This is a genomic window from Bacillus cereus G9842 (assembly GCF_000021305.1).
Classification (GTDB): Bacteria; Bacillota; Bacilli; order Bacillales; family Bacillaceae_G; genus Bacillus_A; species Bacillus_A thuringiensis_S.
Genome location: NC_011772.1, coordinates 3399301 through 3417883, shown reverse-complemented (window position 1 = coordinate 3417883; position 18583 = coordinate 3399301). Strand labels below are relative to the sequence as shown.

Sequence of the window (18583 nt, the reverse complement as noted above, 5' to 3'; positions counted from 1 at the left end):
AATAAAGAAAAAATATTAAAATGCGACTTTTTTCGACAATTATTCTATGTTTATATTTAATTTTATTATAGGAAAAGGCGGAGGGAAGCGGACCTTTTCCTATAAACTGTTTTGTTGGAATTAGAAATAACTAAAAAAGTAATAATAGCTTAAAATTAAAATGAAATTCAATGATAAAGTTATTATTGAATTTTTGAACCTCAGGTGTCTTGAAAGTATGGTCAAATTTTAATCCACTTTGCATTTCTTCCTTTTGTAACTAGCTTAATATGGCCAAACAGTTGCAAGGAATTTAAAGCCTTACTGATTGTACTCTCTGCAATGTCTGGATAAGTGTTACGAATACTTTCTTTAGTAAAGGGTTGTTTTTGTTTAAGTATAAAATCCTGAATTCTCTCAACTTTAGTATGTTTACATATAGAATCTAGAACTGTGTTATGAAGATCTTTGTAAGCCTCTAATATAATGGTTAAAAACGTTTTTAACCAAAAGCTATTATTATGTTCCTCGCAGTACCAATTCACCGAAGATTTATAAATCGAATTGTAATAATCAGATTCATGTTTCTTAATATATTTATCCAAACATACATATTTTACAAATGTATGTCCACTCTTAATTAACAGCAATTGCATTAACATAAATGCCAACCTGTTATTACCTTGATTGAAAGGGACTATGCAATAAAAATTTAATATAAAACGAGCTATTAATAAAAGTGAATGAAGCCCCTTACTAGTATTTAATGAGTTGTATTGATCACATAATTGCTCCATAAACTGTGGAATAAGTTCATGTGGAAGAATGCGGTAACTATTCAAGTGCATTCCATGTTCTGGAATTCCTGGAATAATAAAAGGTTTTTCACGCCATTTGGCACTGTCAGAGGTAATGTAATGTATTAGTTGAAAATGTAATTCCTGTATAGTTGCTGGATTGATTAATAAAGTACAGGAGTTTTTATGTACAAAAGAAAGTGTTTGATAATAGCAAAAAATAGCATCTTCCGAAATATTTTGAGGTACGATATCATCTAAAATAAGTTCTTTTAATCTTTTATTAGGAACTTTTATATCCTCGTAAATAGTTGTGAAATTTTTTATGTAATGTAGTGGTATAGTTTTTTCTAAGCTATTAAATATGTCCTTGTTTTGTTCCTGATAAGCAGCTAATTTTCCTTTGAATTCGCTAATTTCACTTATTAAATTTATTAACCTCCTTTTCAATTCAATATTTTTATACTTATCATCAAAAAAGTCTCTCATTTTTGTTCCCCCTGTAACCCCTTAACACGTTGTTGCATATATCTTTCCATTCTAAAGGTATTCCACGACATCATTGTAAAATAACGACATTTTCGTTCTGATTTTAAATATATATCAGAATCTATATTTTTATTTAACAATTAAAACATGGAGATTATAAAGAAGAATCGTTAGGATTCAATTTTAATAGGCATAATCCTAACATCAAATGTACAAATGTACAATAAAAAAATAAAAAATATAAAACTATCGACTCTTTTGAAAGATTATTTAAAAGGGTTTTAAGAAATTGTAGGTATAGAGTGCTTTAGTTTAGCAGTAAATATTGAAGTGGTAATAAAGTTTTCATAGGTAATCATAAAGTAGATAAACTATTAATTTGTGACAATTATGTGTCTAATCTATTATATACTTTTATGAGAATTCTAAAATTAAATCCTAAAGAGCTGAATTTTCTATATTTATCATAAAGAACAGAAGAGGTGTGTTGATGAAATGTATCATTTTATATAAAAATATGTAACGTTTAATACTCGTATTGTAAAATATTTTGACATACGTTAATTTAAATATTAGGTACAGGAACATTTAATAAAAACTCAGTACTAAAATACCCTTTAAACGTTTCACCCTAAAATCGTTCTCAAGCACACTGAAGTTCATCCTTTGTTTCTGTGCCTTATTAGCTAAAAATAACATAATAAATTGTTAAAATGTGATAATTAAAAATGGGATTTTAAATCTTTTCTCTTTTCTTAAACGTTAACAATCTCTTGATAATTTGTTTAAAGTAAGGAAATACAGGATAGAAAATAGCTATTAATAAAGAAAATACAGTTAAGCTAGATACCTTAAGCTATTTTATGAGTAATTAAGCGTTAGTTTGAATTAGTAGGGGTATTATATGTGTTTTAACCTCAAGTGTATATGTTTAAGGTTAAAGGATTTGTGAGTGGTATAAAAGCAAAAAAGTCTGGAAGAAACGGATATAATCGGTTTCTTCCAGACTTTTTTGCTTTTTGTAATATAAAAAATTTATTTTTCCTATATGAGGAATTTTTTTGTTTTAATATTTGAATTTTTTGTGAAATTAAACGGAGTTTTTATTCTTCTTTTAATACATAATGTTACAAAATTGCGTAATTGTATTTACTTTATTTTTATAGGAGATTAAAAATAATAATAAATGCACCAATTTATGAGAGATATTAATATATTAATTGATGATTTGTTCGTTTATCCTTATATTGCTATTATATTAGCGAAAGCAATATATTGGGGGGACAAAAATGAAATTGAAATTAACATCTAAATTGGAAAGATTAAGAACAAGTAAAAAGGGGATTGGTGCTTGTGTTTTGGCTGCAGGCATGACGGCAATCACAATGGCTCCTCAAAGTGCGTATGCACATGGGTTTGTTGAAAAGCCGAGTAGTCGTGCTGCTTTATGTAGTCAGAATTATGGGGTATTAAATTTAAATTGTGGAAATGTAATGTACGAACCTCAAAGTCTAGAAGCACCTAAAGGATTTCCAGATAGTGGACCGATTGATGGGAAAATCGCTTCGGCAGGAGGGTTGTTTGGAGGTATTCTTGACCAACAAACATCAAATCGTTGGTTCAAAAACACAATTAAAGGTGGAGTAAATACATTTACATGGAAATATACAGCAGCACATTCTACAAGTAAATGGCATTATTACATTACAAAAAAGGGATGGGATCCTAACAAACCATTAACACGTGCTGAATTAGAACCAATCGGAACTGTGAAACATGACGGTTCGGCTGCATCAAATAATTTAACACATACAATTAATGTACCAACTGATCGTAATGGTTATCATGTTATTTTAGCTGTATGGGATGTAGCAGATACGTCAAATGCTTTTTATAATGTAGTTGATGTAAATTTAGTAAATAATGAAACTCCTGATACAGTAGCTCCAAGTCAACCAACTGAATTAAATGCCTCTAAAGTTTCTGCCAATAGTGTTGAAATAACATGGAAGGCTTCCACTGATAATATAGGTGTAAAAGAATATCAAGTGTTACGTAATGGAGAAGTAATTGATACGGTACCAGGTACAACTTTTATTGATAAAAAATTAAAAGCAGATACGGAATATACTTATACAATAAAGGCATTAGACTCTGCTGGAAACATATCAAAAGAAAGTGAAAAACTGAAGGTTAAGACAACACATACAATCCCCGATATAGAGGCTCCAACTCAACCAAAAGGATTACATAGTATGGGTACAACATCGACAACTGTTGATTTAATGTGGAGTCCGTCAGAAGATAATGTAGGTGTTGACCATTATATTGTATATAGAGAAAGCGCTGGGGTTATGAATAAAATTGGAACAGCGGCTAATACATCCTTTATGGATAAAGATTTGAAGGCTAATACATCGTATAATTATGTAGTGACGGCGGTTGATTTAGCTGGAAATGAATCTAGTAGAAGTGATGTTTTGAATGTAACAACAAAGTCAGAGAATTCCGCATATGAAAAATGGGATGCAAGAAAAGCATATACTAAAGGTGATAGAGTAGTACATGAGGGGAAAGTGTACGAAGCGGTTCAAAATCATCAAGGAAATGGCGACTCAAATTGGATTTTTGCTTTATCGCTTTGGAAGCCAGTTTTGAATAAATGATAAGCTGAAAAAGATAGTTTACAATTTTGGATTGCTCTTTAAAAATTAAGGGCTGTTCCAAATATAATTATCTAATGGATTAAATGATATGTTAATAAAGTGAAACTGTAATCAGTGGAGGTTTTGTTCATCCCCGACTGATTATCAGCCCTCACCAATCGGGCTTTTACGGGCGCCCGTTAACGCGGGATAAAATTTAATCGCTATCCTAATGTTTACGAAATGAAATTAAAAAAAGAATCCCAATGGAATTCCATTGGGATTCTTTTTTTCTAATTTGTAATAGCGTAAATTTTCACTGTGAATTTGCTAGTGGCACCAATTGGACTTGCAATATAATATTTAGTATTTGTGTAAGCTTCAGTCTTAGATTCATGTGAAATATTCTTCCAACGAGTGGAATCTATTCCCAGGGAAACATCAATCATTACATTGAAAGAAATAGTAGAAGGATAATCTTTTTCTGAAGGCTCAATAACCCATTTTAATTCTTTTGTACCTACAGGTAAACTATCAATTTTAAAGTTTTGGCTGGATCGATTTTGTTGCCCTGATAAAGGACTAGATTCAGATGCTATTTGCGAAATTAATATTTCTTTTTCATTTGAATGTATACCATTTAATTTAATGATACTATCAATTAAACCTGGACCAGGAAAATCAGCTGCGATGATACCAGAATGTTTAATTGCGCCTTGTTGTAAGAGTTCGGTCCCAAGTATATTCATCCCCCCATAGTATACTTGTCCGTTTCTATCGCGAGGGAAATCACTCCACGCATTAGTGGAATTCGTTTGAATCAATTTAGGACTACTGTCAGTATTTCTGCCTTCTTTTCCGCTTGCAACAAACCAAGGATATACATTATTTAAAAATGCGGCTGCGCCCCCCGTACCACTAAAATGGTTGAGGTGAATTTTTCCATTATTAAAGTTAGTATTTGTATTTTGTAGATGGTTTTTTATCGCAATCCATTTTGTGTATATTTCGTTTGGTCCGCTTCCAATTTCAAATTTATCTTGTATATTCAAACCTTCGTAATCAATCCCGTACAATTGAGTGGATGTAAAGTTTTGTAAGATTACAATTTTCCCGCGGGTATCTCCTAAAGTAGGATTATTTCTATCTGAAGTTTGTACGGAATTAGGATCCCAAAAATATGAAGCATTAACGTTTTTGTATTTTAAAAATATCTCCTCAAATGATAGAGATCCATTTTCAGGAGTAGTTTCTTCTTTTAAGCGCATTAATATTGTTTCTGTTGGATGAGCTTTTAAAAATTGAATGGTCTCTTTCAATACATCTTCAAACACAGCTTTTTGATTTACAACACCATGATACATTGCAAAAGAATCTTTTACACGTTTAACACGCATATCTACATATCGAATTCCGGAATTTAATTGTTGGGATAAACTCATAGTTTGATTTCTTGTCAAATTTTCATCAATAAAACTTGCTCCATGTAAAGCCATTGTACCGTGAGTCCCTGGAATAGATATTTCACTTATTTTTGTTGAATCTTCTATTTTCGCCATCCACGATGGATTTTGATACCCTATATTGGATTCATAGGAGTAACCTGGATGACTATTAGCTAAAATAGTAGATGGTGTACTTAAACTTGCTAGTGTAATACAAGTAAGGATACTAATTTTAAAGAAATTTCTCATTTTTATTTTGTTCATTTTTTCTCTCCTGACCTTTAAACAATTGTTAGATGATTTTTTACTATATTTATTGTTTTTCATTCTTAAGATAATAAATTTTTGTATTTGAAAATAATTAACAATAGGGGGAGTAAGTTATTTGAGACTTTAATAATTTGTTATTATAAATTGTCTCTAATAGCCAAATGGATTATTGAAAAATCGAAGTATAGCCTCCCAAAAAAACAACTGTTTATTGCATTGAATACAAACAAAACAGAAGTCCTAAAAAAGACTTCCATTTTGTGACATATAATGAATAATAAGGTGGTAAAAAAATCAAGATAATGTGATTGAGTGGTAAAAATTTATTAATAGCTGTTTTAGAATCTCTTATAACAAGGCTGATTACAAAAAGCGGATCTCTACACTGCTAATAAAAATTGAAAAATTCTACTCATTAAAACTTAGACTAACTACAGTTGCAATTGATTGGGCTGCATGTTCCCAGCTTCCATCTATAACTTTACCAATTTGCTGACCAAGTGTATTTAAATCATTTGGATTAACTGGAATTCCATTATACGCAGCAAGAATTGATAAAAGTGGAGCGGCAAATGGTGTCCAACCACCTCTATCAATATTAAATACAGGTTTATCTAGTACCTTTCCATCTTGTACTGTAAACTCATAATAAAATTGATCATCTGGACGAAAACTTAAATGATGAGAAATTTGCCCCTTAACATATTTTTTTCCTGCACCTAGGTTTACTACTTCTATTTCTTTTACATTAAATTCATGTTCAAATACTTTAATTTTTTTGACTTCTGGACCATTTAGGGCAGCTTGAACGGCTGTTTCCAAATTATTTTGTGCCAAAGGTTGAATACTCGATTGTGCCTCTTTGTGTTGAATAGGAGCCTCTTTTTCTGCAGCAAACACCGAGGTAGTAGGTAGTGCACCTGTAGCTAACGTAGCGGCAAGTGCTGTTGTCATAATGATTTTTCTTTTCATCTTCATAGTTTTTCTTCCTCTCTTAAAGTTATGATATATAATCTTTTAAAGACTGACACGGTGCAATTTTTTTCATAATGCACGTAAAAAATTAGTTTAAGAATTATGTGAAATCTTGTCAGAAAATTAAAGTTAATTATATATGTATTTAAGATGATATCTATCTACACATATTTTTTCAATTTTTAGATAAATGAAATAGTAATGACTTCTTAAGAATTAATTTAGCACCTTGTTTATCTAGAAAAGTCCTATAAACACATTTAATTCATAGTAAAAGTAATATATTTGATATTAAATGTCTTGCATAATGCGATAAAAGTTCACAATTTTTTTATCATTATATACAGAAAAAGGTAACGAAACTTAAGCGATATGTAATACTTGTCATAGTTGTGAATTATGTAAATCTATTTAGTGTAACAGCTAAGATGTTAGATCTTGTTTTTCTTAAAAACATTACTTATTCGGATTCATGAAAAGGATTTTAATGGATTAGTTTGATTTGATATAAAAAGAGGACGCATTTTTATTTGCGTCCTCTTTTTATGATAATTTATTTTACAAGTTAAGAAGAATCTTTGATCATCTAAATAAATTCTATCACCCTATTAGGAGATGCTAGTAGAACAATATGGACTTTTATTTAGTTCATTTTCTAACAGTTCGTTTAATTCAATACTATAGGCAAGCATAGTACTTAGTTCAGAACCTTCTTCTATTGTTTTATTGATAATACTCTTTCTTGGTACTATTCTAAGTATTTTTCAGCTAGGTAAGAGGGGTATGTTGAAATAGGAGGGCCCATCTTAAAGTAGGATAAATTGGTCTTTGAAATCGGTATACAGTTCTTTAATAAATATAGTTTTTGCAATATATCTTTATCTATGGGATGAAGCATATAATCTGTCATGATGAAATAATTGTGATGGTAGATAAATACTTTTCCTTCTGGTAAAACCGCGTGACGAGATAAATTTGGATAAATAGGTGGTCCATCTGAAAATTGATTTAAACTACGTTGTGAAACTTTAATAATTTCTTGAACTGAAAATTTAAATTTGCGAAATGCAATGGTGTCAATAAATGGACGTTTTTGATTATTTTCTATATAAAATAACTCTCCTTTTTCACTTTGCACAACCCGTAGATTTGGAATTGACTCTGTAAGGGTTATGGGGGGCCCTTCTGTATATTTGTAGATAAATGGATCGGGAATTAAGACAATTTCATTTTGATTATATTTGAAGTAAGAAAGCATATCTTTCGAAATAAGCCTGCGTTTAAAGTTATCAATTAAAAATACTTTACCTTGTGAATTACTAAATAAAATACCATTTAAATCTTTTGAAGGGAGGTTAGCATATAGGTTTTGGAAAGAGAATGGTGTTTTAAAAGTAATATCGAGCACTTTGTTAATGGGATAAAAAGGTTGAAATGTATTTAGGCGTTTCCAAAACATTGCATCTCCAGCAAACCAATATAAAGGATTTGTATCCCAATATCCACAGTACTTTTCATAGACTTTTAATAATATTCTTCTAGTATGCATAATTGAACAATGATCTACAACATTAGCAGCTGTATATAAAATTTCCGAAGCTTCTCTCACAAATTCATTTGTAGGTTGTAGGTTATAATCAACATATTTTACGTATTGGGAAGAGTAGACTACATCAATTTCAGGATGTTTTTCTAAGAAAGACAACATTTCAGCTAATCTGTTTGGAAGGTATATAGTATCATCTGTTAAATAGCAAATATAATCCCCACAAGTTAATGGTAGTGCCTCATTGATAAGTGTTGCATATCTTGTAGTTTTATATCGTTCATCATCTTGTATAAAACTATTCGTATAAGTAATTCGAGGATCCTCTAGATAATTTTTTATGACATTTATAGTTTCTGGACAGGAGTTATCATCCATAATAAAAAGTTCCCATTCTTTATAAGTTTGCATTAGAACACTTTCAATAACTTGATTAATTAATGATGGCTTATTATAACTAGTAAGGATAATTGATATTTGGGGTTGCAAAGTCTTCACCTCTATTGAGAATATTGAATGTGTTTTTCTAGTGAAATCTAATAATTAAAGCTTTATCGACACTTTCTTTTTTATACTTAAATAATTTATGACTTTTTCATAGATATGGTATGGACTATAGTGGAGAAAAAAGAGACATGGGTGAATATAAATACTGCTATTAATTTTTTATAGATAAAGAAACCTTTTTTAAAATTATCGGAACGGTTTGTCCTTTCTATTTATATAATAACGTAACTGTTTTTGTATTTATTGATAAGGAGGAGAGAGAGATTTGCCTAAAATTTCAGTTATAATGACAAGTTACAATAAGCCTGCGTTTGTTGAAAAATCTATATTAAGTGTATTAAACCAAACCTTTCAAGATTTCGAGCTTTTTATAATGGATGATGATTCAGATGAAATGACCCAGAAGGTGATTCAACCATTCATAAATAATGAAAATGTACATTTTTATAAAAGTAATGTAGCTCATATTTCTGAAAGGACAAAAAAAGTAAGATATGCCGCTTTAATTAATGAGGCACTTAAGCATGCTAAAGGAGAATATATAACTTATATTACAGATGATAATCAATATGAAGAAGAACGTCTTAAAAAGATGTCTAGTTATCTTGATGAGAATAAAGATGTTCAAATTATTTATTCTGCATCAAAAACGATTCGTATAGATGAAACAGAGATGCCTATTAAAACGGTTGAGAGACCTGCAAAAAAAATTACGAATAATGCTCCATGTACAATTGATCATTGTTCTATTATGCATAGAGCATCTGTTTTACCAATTCTTGAAAAAAGGTGGAATTCTTATTGGGATGAAGATCCTCAGTTTTACCGGATAGGAGATGCACGCTTCTTTTGGAGATTAAATCACTATTGGGATTTTTATCCCTTAGATGAAATTTTAGATATCAATTATATTACTCCCCATTCAATACATGCGCAGTTATTTGCAGAAGAAAAAAATGAATTTGTGCAATTATTACCACCACAAAGAACATGCAAAGAATTAAGGGAAGACTTAAGAAGAAAAAGAGGGTGAAAAATTGAGTGACATTTATTTGAAAAATTACTGGCTATTAAATTTAGAGTATATAAATATTTTTTCAAGGTTAAAGCATTATAATATTCCTTTACCATTACTGAGTAATTTTTATCAATATTTAGATGAAGATATAAAAAATAAAATGAAAGATAATAATTTTTACAAGCAATTGTCAATTGAGCCAATAGCAGAAACACAGTTACAGTTAGAGTTTGAAAAAATAATGTCTGTATTTCAATCAAAAATAAAAAGAAAAAACCAAAATGGAGCAATCCTCCTAAATTCAGATTATCTCCGTTTTTCAGTAAGTAACTTTACTCACTTTAATCCAAATCAAACAAAGATATTAACTAGATCAAAAAAGACCGAACTCTATGGTCTTCCTACAGTTTGTGCACCAGATTATATAAATAAATCTGCTAATACCGCACATGTTTTTATAGAAAAAGCTAAAGAAATCTTTTTAAAGTTTAATAAGCACCCACTATTTTCAAACCTCTTTTTTCAAAAAAAATTACTAAGCGACCTTCCTATCATGATTGAGAAACTTAATATGGCTCATTTTATTTTTAAAGAACAAGATATTTCTGGTGTGATTGTCGGTACTACGGAAGATATAACAAGTAGAGCTCTTACTTTTCTTTCTAGTAGTGAGGGTATACCGAGTTATTGTCTGCAGCATGGTGCAGTAATGGGGGAAGAAGCATACTTTCCGGTTTTCGCAACAAAACAGGTCGTATATGGGAAATATGAAGAAGATTGGTACCTTCAAAAAGGGGTCAGTGAATCTCAAATCGAAATACTAGGGCACCCCAGATATGATGAGATCTTTGATAGAGTATATATGGATAAAAAGAATCTTTTTAATAAATTAAAAATAGCCCCCTCTACAAAAGTGGTTTTTATTGCAACCCAGCCATTTAAAACTTCATTTTATACTGAATTGACAGAAAAGTTAGTGGAAGACAAAAATATTACGGTTATTATAAAACCACATCCTTGGGAAAAAGGGCGTAATTTAGTGGGAGAATATATTAAGTTAAGTAACTTATATCCTAATGTTAAATATATAACAAATGAAGTAAACATATATGATGTTATTTTACATGCAAATCTTGTGGTTATCTCAAATTCAACAGTGGGATTAGAGGCAATGTTATTAGATATACCTGTAGTTGTTTATAAATCTTTATTAGAGGAAAGGGATTATAAATATTACGATACATTAGATTGGCTTGTAAATCATTCTATGGAGGATATGACTAGCACGATTAAAAAGGTTCTAAATAATCCTTTACAATCAAATTTAGCAAAAGAATTAAGAAGAAAATTTATTAATGAAAACTATCCGCAAGAAGCATGCACAAAAAGATTAATAAATTTAATTCAAATTGAAAAAGATTAAAATCGTCACCATTTATAAATATTTGAAGTAAAAGATTATATCCTCAGTTTTCAATGATTAATATGTATTTTAAACTTGCAATAGAAACGTATGTTTCTATATCCGGCAAACTAGTTTATCTCTCAACAAATGGATTGCCTATGGAATTACAAACAAGTTGAAGAGAGTTTTTTTGCTAAAATTATTTTTTAATATGAGGAGGTATATATTTTCATGTTTTTTAAAGATAAAAATGTTTTAATTATTGGTGGAACAGGAACAATTGGAAAAAGCATTCTTTCTAATGTTCTACAGGAAAAGCCAAAAGTGGTAAGAGTTTTTAGTAGAAGTGAATACAATCAATTTTTATTACAAGAAGAATTTAGGGATAAAAATCGGAATATTCGTTATTTAATTGGGGATATTCGTAATTATGATCGAGTATTTAGTGCGATGGAAAATATTGATTATGTATTTCATGTGGCCGCGATGAAGCATGTTTCGTTTTGTGAATATAATCCGTTTGAAGCAGTTTTGACCAATATTTTTGGAACACAAAATGTAATAAAAGCGGCAATTGCTCAGAAAGTAAAAAAGGTAGTTTTTACAAGTTCTGATAAAGCGATTTCACCAACAAATAATTACGGTGCAACAAAATTGACTGCTGAAAGATTGATTACGTCAGCGGAATATTCAAAAGGTTCAAGTGAAACGACATTTACAAGTGTTCGCTTCGGAAATGTGATGGGATCAAGAGGCTCTGTCATTCCTTTATTTGAAAATCAAATTAAAGAAAACCAAAAAATAACTGTAACGGATCTTAGTATGAGTAGATTTATGATGACACTGAACCAAGCAACTATGTTAACAATTGAAGCAATGAAAATAGCAAAGGGTGGTGAAACTTTTATATTAAAAATGCCAGTTATTTCATTAAACGATTTAAGTGAAGTGATGATAGAAGAAGTTACAAAGTTATATGGATTGTCCAAGGAGAATATTAAAATTGAAGAAATTGGTTTAAAACCGGGTGAAAAAATGTATGAAGAACTTATGACACATGATGAATCTTTACAGGCTTTTGAATTACCAGATATGTTTATCATTCCTAGCCCATTAAAAAAGGGTACTCAATATGAAAATGCAAAAAGGGCGAAGGCAGGCTTTTACCGTTCTGATAATCAAAATGCTATTTCAAAAGAAGAGCTTAGAAATTTAATATTAAACCAGCAGCTATTAACAGGAGGGGAGAAAATATGAAAATATTAGTAACTGGTGGTGCAGGTTTTATTGGTAGGTGGGTTGTAAAGAGATTATTGCAGGATAAGCATGAAGTATGGATATTAGACAACTTAGCAAATTCAACTACTGCAAATATTACCGAGTTTGCACACGATCTAAATTTAAAACAATGCATTCAAGGAGATATTAAAGATAAAAAATTAGTTGCTCAATTATTTGAAAATAATTCATTTGACCTTTGTTATCATTTAGCAGCGAGTATCAATGTTCAAGATAGTATAGATGATGCTAGAGCAACTTTTGAAAATGATACAATAGGTACTTTTAATTTGCTAGAACAATGTCTTAATTATGATGTCAAAATGGTCTTTATGAGTACTTGTATGGTATATGATAAAGCTACTAATATACAAGGGATATCAGAATTAGACCCAATTAAACCAGCCTCTCCATATGCGGGATCAAAAATTGCTGCTGAAAACATGGTTTTATCTTACTATTATGCTTATAAGCTACCAGTAGTGGTTATTCGCCCATTTAATACGTATGGTCCATTCCAGAAAACAGGTGGGGAAGGTGGGGTTGTTGCCATTTTTATAAATAATAAATTAGATAATGTACCACTGAATATATATGGGGATGGAAAACAAACGAGAGACCTTTTATACGTTGAAGATTGTGCAGATTTTGTTGTGGCAGCAGGATACTCTGCAAAAGCAAATGGTCATATTATCAACGCTGGAACAGGGCAAGATATATCCATTAATAAATTAGCAGAATTGATTTCGGGAAATAAAGTAAGCATTCAACATGTAACTCATATCCATCCGCAAAGTGAAATTCAAAAATTATTATGTAACTATGAAAAAGCAAAAACAATATTAAACTGGGAACCAAAAGTTTCTTTAGAAGATGGAGTTATTAAAACAGAAGAGTGGATTAAATCTTTAAAAATTAATCCTAAGGAGAAAGAGTAATGGTAAGGGGAATCCTCGGTATGCATGGAGGAAAGCCTGTTAGAGAAACTTATTTACCATATGGCCAGCAACAAATTGATGAATATGATATTCAGGCTGTTGTAGATGTATTAAAAGGGGATTTTTTAACAACAGGACCAATGGTTCAACAGTTTGAAGAGGCTATAGCGAAATATGTGGGAGCAAAATACGCTGTTTCCTTTTCAAATGGTACAGCTGCATTGCATGCTGCCTGCTATGCAGCAGGCATAACTGAGGGAGATGAAGTAATTACAACTCCGATGACATTTGTAGCAAGTGCAAATTGTATTTTATACCAAGGGGGAAAGCCGGTATTCGCTGATATTGACAATGGAACATATAACATTAGTCCTAAATCTATAGAGGAAAAGATTACAAACAAAACAAAGGCTATTATTCCCGTACACTTTACTGGTCAGCCTGTAGAGTTAGAAGAAATACAAAAAATAGCAAAAGAAAACAATTTGATTATCATTGAAGATGCAGCCCACGCATTAGGAGCCACATATAAAAATAAAAAGATTGGTTCAATTGGTGATATGACAATGTTTAGCTTTCATCCGGTGAAACATATTACTACCGGAGAGGGGGGGGTAATTACCACAAATAATCCTCTGTTTTACGAAAAACTTTTTCAATTCCGTACGCACGGAATTGAAAAGAATCCTCGAAATCTTCTTGAAAATCATGGGCCTTGGTATTATGAAATGCAATTCTTAGGTTACAACTATAGAATAACGGATATACAAGCTGCTCTTGGCTTATCACAGTTAAATAAATTAGACTCTTTTATTAAAATTCGAAAGAAATATGTAGACATTTATAATAAAGAATTTAGTTGTTTATCTGAAATCATCATACCAAAGCAATTGCCTCAAACCGATTCAAGCTGGCACCTTTATATTATTCGTTTAAATACTAAATTATTAAAATGTAATCGAAAAGAAGTTTACGAGGCATTACAAAGAGAAAATATCGGTGTGAATGTGCACTATATACCCGTACATTTGCAACCGTTTTATCAAAAATTAGGTTATGGAAAAGGTATTTGTCCGCAAGCAGAAAATGTATATGAGGAAATTATTACGCTGCCTCTATTTCCTAAAATGACAGAAGCTGATGTGTGGGATGTAATACAAGCTGTGAGAAAAGTTCTTTCGTTTTATAGAGTTGCTAAAAATTAAATGAAAGGGGTGTTATTAAAATTGCAAAACCAAAAATTGTTAAGAGCAGTTACAAAAGGTGACATTAAAAAAGGAGAGATTATTACAGCTAATAAAGTAACAATGGAATTAAATGTTGTAGAAAATGCGCTGACCGAGCTTGAAGCAGAGGAATTATTACCTCAGGTAGCTGTATATAATTTGTCTGCAGGTACCCCAATAACAAAAGAGGTTATTGAACCTCCAAAGGTAGTAATAATTGTACTTTGCCGCTTAAAATCTACTAGGTTACCTTTAAAGGCAATATTGCCAATACACGGAGTTCCTTCCATTGAACGATGTCTTATAAATACATTAGCTATTCCAGGAAAACACCAGGTCATACTTGCTACTTCAGATATTGCACAAGATGGCCCTTTGGAAAAATTTAATTTAGACGGGAAAGTTAAGATTTTTAGAGGTGATCCAGAAAATACCGCTGATCGCATGTTCCAAGCTGCAAAACAAGAAAATGCAAATATTGTCATACGGATTACAGGGGATTGCCCAGCTGTGTCACCTGAAATAAATACTTTTTTACTAGATGAACATTTGAAAAGTGGTGCAGACTATACACAGGCAGAGTTAAGTACGTTACCTGTTGGAACAGCAGGTGATATTTTTACATTAGAGGCAATCGAACGATTACTACAAACCCCAAAACCTTTAACTTATGCAGAATACCTTCCGTTTTATTTTATTAATAATCCACATTTATTTCGTATCAATGTAGTGAAACTTCCTCCAGCAGTTTGTTATCCTACTTGGAGGTTAACATTAGATGAACAACCAGATTTAGATATGTTCAATGAACTTTATAGAGGTCTGAATGTAAAATCTAAACCTTTATTCTTTCATCAAATAAAAGATTACATCCTTCGAAACCCTGAACTTATTGAAATTAATAGTCATGTAAAATTGAAATGGGCAAATCAACAATCATTAGTAGATGAGTTAAATAGAGAAACGATATTATAAATTAATAAATTGTAGTGCTTTTAGTGAGGAGGGAGTATCTTGCTTGAGAAAAAAATTGCCTTTCGCGCCGACGCATCTATTGAAATAGGTACCGGTCATATTATGCGTTGTTTAACACTGGCCCACGAGTTACGGAATAAAGGTGCTCAAGTATATTTCATTTGTCGTAAGCTAGAAGGTGATTTACATCAATATATTTTAAATAAGGGATTTTGTGTGTTTGTATTAGATGGAGATGGTGAAAATACAAATTTCTTAAGTTCAGAACACGGGAGTTATTTAAATTGGCTCAAATATCATTGGTTTGTTGATGCACAGCAGACCAATGATATTTTGTCGCAACTTCCCAAGTGTGATTGGTTAATCGTTGATCATTATGGATTAGATAATAGGTGGGAGTCTGCTTTAAGAAAAACTGTAAGGAAAATCATGGTAATCGATGATCTTGCAAATCGAATGCACGACTGTGATTTGTTACTAGACCAAAATTTATACGATAACCCTAATGATCGCTATAAAGATTTAATACCAGAGCACTCATTAGTAAAATTGGGGCCTAAATATGCTATATTACGGCCAGAGTTTCATGCTGCTAAGAAATTTTCACGAAAAAGAACAGGAGAAATTGAGAGGATTTTTATTTTTTTTGGTGGGCATGATGTAACAAATGAAACATTAAAAACATTAAGAGCCTTACAAAATATAAATCAAGATAACTTAAAAATAGATGTTGTGGTAGGAAGCCAAAATCCGCATAAAGAGGAGATTCAAACTTATTGTAAGAGTGTTTCTAACGCTTCATATTATTGTCAAATAGAAAATATGGAAGAGCTTCTCGTACGAGCGGATTTAGGGATAGGAGCTGGAGGAACAACCACATGGGAACGCTGCTTTCTTGGATTACCTTCTATTACAATTACAACTGCACAAAATCAAATTGAAGTAACCAAGGCTGTAGCAAAGGTTGGAGCTACATGGAATATTGGTACAGCTGAAAGTGTTTCGGATAAAGCAATTATGGAATGTCTAAACAAACTTTTATCAAATTCTAAAATAGTGAAAGAAATGTCTAATAAAGCTCTTTCTATACAGTGTGCCAGTAATTCAAATGAAATAGCAAAAAATATTTTAGGAGGATAGTATGTTAGATATTGAGGATTTTCAATTGGAAAGGTTAGAAAAGAAAGATTTAGAACTTATTTTAAATTGGCGGAATGCAAAAGAAATACGTTCAGTTATGTATGAAGATCATCAAATAACAATAGACGAACATTTAAAGTGGTATGAAAAACTCGTAATGGATGAAACAAAGGTTGCAAGAATATTAATATATAAAGAAAAACCAATTGGATTTGTTAATTTTACAAAAATAGATGAAATGAATCGAACTTGTTATTGGGGATTTTATATAGGTGAAAAACAAAGTGTAAGACGTGCCGGAACTGTATTAGGTTTATTAGCATTAAATTTTATTTTTGAAATTAAAGACATACACAAAGTATATGCAGAAATAATAGAATCAAACTGTATTAGTTTAAATTTTCATCAGAAACTTGGTTTCCAAGAAGATGGAAGATATGAAGATTATATTTATAGGGACAATGATTATATAGATGTCATTACAATGACCTTGTCCCGTGAACAATGGGAGGAAAGAAAAGAAGCTATAAAAATAGAACTTGAAGGTGAAAAAAATGAGTAATGTATATATCGGAGGTAGAGAGATTGGCAATAGTTTGCCACCATTTATTATTGCAGAAATGTCAGGAAATCATAATCAATCATTAGATAGAGCGTTGAAAATTGTAGAGGCAGCTGCGGAGGCCGGGGCACAAGGATTTAAAATTCAAACATATACACCAGATACAATGACTTTAAATATAGAAAATGGTGATTTTTCAATTCACGATACGAAAAGTTTATGGAAAGGCAAATCACTTTATCATTTATACAAAGAAGCATATACACCATGGGAGTGGCATAAACCAATTTTTGATCGCTGTATAGAGTTAGGGATGATACCATTTAGTACGCCTTTTGATGAAACAGCTGTAGACTTTCTAGAGACATTAAATGTTTCATGTTATAAAATTGCATCTTTTGAAAATACTGATATCCCCCTCATACGTAAAGTAGCCGCAACAGGAAAACCAATAATTATTTCGACAGGTATGGCTTCAATTGCCGAACTTGATGAAACAGTAAGGGCTGCGAGAGAAGAAGGGTGTAAAGAACTAATTCTATTAAAATGTACGAGTACGTATCCTGCGTCTCCAAAATCTACAAATATAGTTACCATACCTCATATGAAAGAGTTATTTAAATGTCAGGTGGGTTTATCTGATCATACACTGGGTGTAGGAGTATCTGTAGCGAGTGTTGCCTTTGGGGCCACAGTAATTGAGAAACATTTAACGCTCTCGAGGTTGGATGGAGGAGTTGACGCTAAATTTTCAATGGAACCAGCTGAATTTAAATTATTAGTAAGCGAAACTGAAAAAGCATGGGAATCTTTGGGGAATGTATATTATGGACCGACTGATATAGAAAAAGATTCTTTAAAATTTAGAAGATCATTATATGTAGTAGAAAACATAAAAGCGGGAGAATTCTTTACAAATGAAAATGTTAAAGCTATTAGACCAGGGAATGGCTTATTACCAAAACACATATCCAAAATTATTGGGAAAAAAGCGAATAAGGATATCGAAAAAGGGACGCCTGTTTCATGGGATTTAATTTGATATCGAGGAAATGAGAGTGTTTATAGAAAGATTTATAACAAAAATACTATTTAAGTAGAGAATAAATTTTAAAGGCCCTGTTTAAAAACAGGGCCTTTAAAAAGGGCATAATATTTAACAACTGAAGGTACCTTCATATTACCATTATTGGAATATCGATACCATATGTTAGGTGTTGAGAAATAAAAAGTTCATTCGGTACAACAAAGTGGCCAGCGAAGCTAGCTAAACACTTGTTGCACAAAAGAAAATTAGGCCCTGAAAGTAATAGATATGTAACCTAAAGTTACATTTATAGTGTTAACAAGCTTGCATATATTATACGAAAAGGTATCTAGTAAAAAAT

The 18583-nt window shown here is 31.2% G+C and carries 14 protein-coding genes; 10 read left to right on the top strand and 4 right to left on the bottom strand.

The window, feature by feature from the left end; genetic code table 11:
* Positions 1 to 221: 221 nt before the first annotated feature.
* Positions 222 to 1265, bottom strand: a complete 1044-nt coding sequence (locus BCG9842_RS17145) for a Fic family protein (RefSeq protein ID WP_001204206.1) — start codon at positions 1263 to 1265, stop codon at positions 222 to 224.
* A gap of 1289 nt (positions 1266 to 2554) precedes the next feature.
* Here BCG9842_RS17145 and BCG9842_RS17140 point away from each other — a divergent pair.
* Complete coding sequence (locus BCG9842_RS17140) at positions 2555 to 3931, top strand: lytic polysaccharide monooxygenase (RefSeq protein ID WP_000769023.1); 1377 nt, start codon at positions 2555 to 2557, stop codon at positions 3929 to 3931.
* 272 nt (positions 3932 to 4203) lie between these two features.
* Here the strand turns inward: BCG9842_RS17140 and BCG9842_RS17135 are convergent, their stop codons facing one another.
* The 3 genes from BCG9842_RS17135 to BCG9842_RS17125 form a co-directional block, all read right to left on the bottom strand.
* On the bottom strand, positions 4204 to 5619 hold the full coding sequence (locus BCG9842_RS17135) for a phosphatidylinositol-specific phospholipase C (RefSeq protein ID WP_001033595.1): 1416 nt from the start codon (positions 5617 to 5619) through the stop codon (positions 4204 to 4206).
* A 414-nt stretch (positions 5620 to 6033) separates the two neighbouring features.
* On the bottom strand, positions 6034 to 6603 hold the full coding sequence (locus BCG9842_RS17130; protein ID WP_000782791.1) for a hypothetical protein: 570 nt from the start codon (positions 6601 to 6603) through the stop codon (positions 6034 to 6036).
* A 745-nt stretch (positions 6604 to 7348) separates the two neighbouring features.
* On the bottom strand, positions 7349 to 8635 hold the full coding sequence (locus tag BCG9842_RS17125) for a glycosyltransferase family 2 protein (RefSeq protein ID WP_001183018.1): 1287 nt from the start codon (positions 8633 to 8635) through the stop codon (positions 7349 to 7351).
* A 283-nt stretch (positions 8636 to 8918) separates the two neighbouring features.
* Here BCG9842_RS17125 and BCG9842_RS17120 point away from each other — a divergent pair, with 283 nt between their 5' ends.
* From BCG9842_RS17120 to pseI, 9 genes are all read left to right on the top strand, one after another.
* Positions 8919 to 9686, top strand: coding sequence for a glycosyltransferase family 2 protein (locus BCG9842_RS17120; protein WP_001124408.1), 768 nt, complete (start codon positions 8919 to 8921; stop codon positions 9684 to 9686).
* A gap of 4 nt (positions 9687 to 9690) precedes the next feature.
* The gene (locus tag BCG9842_RS17115) at positions 9691 to 11094 is read left to right on the top strand and encodes a CDP-glycerol glycerophosphotransferase family protein (protein WP_001280557.1); all 1404 of its coding nucleotides are present in this window, start codon (positions 9691 to 9693) and stop codon (positions 11092 to 11094) included.
* Between the two features lie 213 nt (positions 11095 to 11307).
* Complete coding sequence (locus BCG9842_RS17110) at positions 11308 to 12333, top strand: SDR family NAD(P)-dependent oxidoreductase (RefSeq protein WP_000465155.1); 1026 nt, start codon at positions 11308 to 11310, stop codon at positions 12331 to 12333.
* The gene (locus BCG9842_RS17105; protein WP_000699376.1) at positions 12330 to 13292 is read left to right on the top strand and encodes a dTDP-glucose 4,6-dehydratase; all 963 of its coding nucleotides are present in this window, start codon (positions 12330 to 12332) and stop codon (positions 13290 to 13292) included. Before BCG9842_RS17110 ends, BCG9842_RS17105 begins: the two co-directional genes overlap by 4 nt.
* Entirely contained in the window at positions 13292 to 14497 is a 1206-nt protein-coding gene (gene pseC, locus BCG9842_RS17100) for a UDP-4-amino-4,6-dideoxy-N-acetyl-beta-L-altrosamine transaminase (RefSeq protein ID WP_000251480.1), read from the top strand. Before BCG9842_RS17105 ends, pseC begins: the two co-directional genes overlap by 1 nt.
* Positions 14498 to 15493 carry a cytidylyltransferase domain-containing protein gene (locus BCG9842_RS17095; protein ID WP_000679360.1) on the top strand — a complete coding sequence of 332 codons (996 nt, stop codon included), beginning with the start codon at positions 14498 to 14500 and terminating at the stop codon, positions 15491 to 15493. It abuts the gene before it with no gap.
* 39 nt (positions 15494 to 15532) lie between these two features.
* Positions 15533 to 16633 carry a UDP-2,4-diacetamido-2,4,6-trideoxy-beta-L-altropyranose hydrolase gene (gene pseG / locus BCG9842_RS17090; protein WP_000890380.1) on the top strand — a complete coding sequence of 367 codons (1101 nt, stop codon included), beginning with the start codon at positions 15533 to 15535 and terminating at the stop codon, positions 16631 to 16633.
* A gap of 1 nt (position 16634) precedes the next feature.
* Positions 16635 to 17195 (top strand): UDP-4-amino-4,6-dideoxy-N-acetyl-beta-L-altrosamine N-acetyltransferase, encoded by a 561-nt coding sequence (gene pseH, locus BCG9842_RS17085; protein ID WP_000884084.1) that lies wholly within the window; start codon positions 16635 to 16637, stop codon positions 17193 to 17195.
* The gene (gene pseI / locus BCG9842_RS17080) at positions 17188 to 18237 is read left to right on the top strand and encodes a pseudaminic acid synthase (RefSeq protein ID WP_000073381.1); all 1050 of its coding nucleotides are present in this window, start codon (positions 17188 to 17190) and stop codon (positions 18235 to 18237) included. The genes pseH and pseI overlap by 8 nt, the downstream gene beginning before the upstream one ends.
* Positions 18238 to 18583: the final 346 nt, after the last annotated feature.

Coding starts and splice junctions, on each gene's coding strand:
- pseI (WP_000073381.1), top strand. CDS start 17,188: ATGAGTAATGTATATATCGGAGGTAGAGAGATTGGCAATAGTTTGCCA.
- BCG9842_RS17140 (WP_000769023.1), top strand. CDS start 2,555: ATGAAATTGAAATTAACATCTAAATTGGAAAGATTAAGAACAAGTAAA.
- BCG9842_RS17110 (WP_000465155.1), top strand. CDS start 11,308: ATGTTTTTTAAAGATAAAAATGTTTTAATTATTGGTGGAACAGGAACA.
- pseH (WP_000884084.1), top strand. CDS start 16,635: ATGTTAGATATTGAGGATTTTCAATTGGAAAGGTTAGAAAAGAAAGAT.
- pseC (WP_000251480.1), top strand. CDS start 13,292: ATGGTAAGGGGAATCCTCGGTATGCATGGAGGAAAGCCTGTTAGAGAA.
- BCG9842_RS17130 (WP_000782791.1), bottom strand. CDS start 6,603: ATGAAGATGAAAAGAAAAATCATTATGACAACAGCACTTGCCGCTACG.
- BCG9842_RS17135 (WP_001033595.1), bottom strand. CDS start 5,619: ATGAACAAAATAAAAATGAGAAATTTCTTTAAAATTAGTATCCTTACT.
- BCG9842_RS17145 (WP_001204206.1), bottom strand. CDS start 1,265: ATGAGAGACTTTTTTGATGATAAGTATAAAAATATTGAATTGAAAAGG.
- BCG9842_RS17095 (WP_000679360.1), top strand. CDS start 14,498: ATGAAAGGGGTGTTATTAAAATTGCAAAACCAAAAATTGTTAAGAGCA.
- BCG9842_RS17105 (WP_000699376.1), top strand. CDS start 12,330: ATGAAAATATTAGTAACTGGTGGTGCAGGTTTTATTGGTAGGTGGGTT.